We start from the raw sequence: 1586 nt of genomic DNA on the forward strand, positions 1-1586 counted from the left end.
ATCACCAGAATCCGGTCACCGGCCTTGCGATGCGCCGCGATGGTTTTGGTGGCGTCGCTGAAGATGATCGGTTCGATGAAGTCTTCCACCCATGGGCCAACCAGATGCTCGACCTCTGCGGGCGTGCGACCGATCAACGGTTCCAGGCTGAAGGCCATGTAGTCCTCCATCGCCAGGTGGCCGCGGCCGTAGGCATCCATCAGTTCCTTGTCGCGACGCAGGAACGATTCGCCATCGACCCAACCGAGGCGGACCATTTGCTCGCTCCACAGTGAGGCGCAGTCGCCGTGGATCAGGGTTTCGTCCAGATCAAAAATTGCCAGGGCCATCAGTGCAGTTCTCTCTTCAGCGTCAGCAAAGTCATCAGGCTACCTCACACAGGGCCGTCGGATCGATGGAAAGCGCCAGACGTTGGCCGTCGGGATGCAGGTCGGCCGCCGAGCGGTTCAGAACGTCCACCACCAATTCTACGCCCCGGGCTTCGATCCGGTAGCGAATCACGTTGCCCAGCAGGCTGTGGCTACGCACCTGTGCGTCCAGTTCGCCATTGAGGCTCAGTTCGATGGCTTCCGGGCGGATGGCGATGCGCTTGCTGATCGGTCGCTGCAACAGCTTCGAAGCGCTGTCGGCATCCAGCAGGTTGTAGTTGCCGATAAACCCGGCGGCGAACACATCCACCGGGGCGGTGTAGAGGGTTTCGGCGTCGCCGCTTTGTACGATTTTTCCCTGATTCATGAGGAAAATCCGGTCAGACATGGTCAGGGCTTCTTCCTGATCGTGTGTGACGAAAATCGTGGTCAAGCCCAGCTCGCGCTGGATCTGACGGATCTGTTCGCGCAGGAGCTTGCGAATCCGCGCGTCCAGGGCCGACAACGGTTCGTCGAGCAGCAACAGGCGCGGGCGGGTCACCAACGAGCGGGCGAGGGCCACGCGCTGGCATTGGCCGCCGGACAATTGATGCGGATAACGCGAGGCGAAGTCGTTCAGTTCCACCAGTTTCAACACTTCGGCGACGCGCTTCTGACTGTCGTCGGCGTTGACCTTCTGCATGCGCAGGCCGAAGGCGACGTTTTGCTCCACGCTCATGTTGGGGAACAGGGCATAGCTCTGGAACACCATGCCGATCCCGCGTTTTTGCGGGCTCAGGGGCACGATGTCCTGATTGTCCAGGAGGATCTTGCCGCCATCCACCGAGGTCAGGCCGGCGATGCAGCGCAGCAGGGTGGATTTGCCGCAACCGGACGGGCCGAGCAGGGTGACGAATTCACCTTTCCGGATTTCGCAATTGATGTCGCTGAACACCGTAGTGCCCGCCTGCCCTACTTGAGAGTAGCTTTTCTGAAGATGTTGGACGCTGACGTAGCTCATTCGCTTTTGTCCTTGTTCAAGATATTGGCGATCCAAGTCAGAACCAGCACAAAGAAGAAGTAGGAAATCACCAGCGCACTGGTGAAATGACCGCTGCTGTTGCGCATGTTGTTGAGGTAGACCTGCAGGGTTTCGTAGCGGGTGCCCACGAGGATGTTGGCGAACACGAATTCACCGAACAGAAACGAGAACGACAGCAGCAGTGCCACCATCAGGCC

The 1586-nt window shown here is 59.3% G+C and carries 2 protein-coding genes and 1 pseudogene; all 3 read right to left on the reverse strand.

Going from position 1 to position 1586, the window contains the following annotated elements; translation table 11 throughout:
• Positions 1-329 (reverse strand): HAD family hydrolase (locus tag ACXRVY_RS28220; RefSeq protein ID WP_458238858.1); only part of this gene is annotated, 329 nt, incomplete at its 3' end.
• A gap of 34 nt (positions 330-363) precedes the next feature.
• Positions 364-1368 (reverse strand): ABC transporter ATP-binding protein, encoded by a 1005-nt coding sequence (locus ACXRVY_RS28225; protein WP_223462166.1) that lies wholly within the window; start codon positions 1366-1368, stop codon positions 364-366.
• A pseudogene (locus tag ACXRVY_RS28230) lies at positions 1365-1586 on the reverse strand (ABC transporter permease); the annotation flags it as partial. The gene ACXRVY_RS28225 and the pseudogene ACXRVY_RS28230, both read right to left, overlap by 4 nt.

Source organism: Pseudomonas sp. P5_A2_2, from assembly GCF_054177685.1.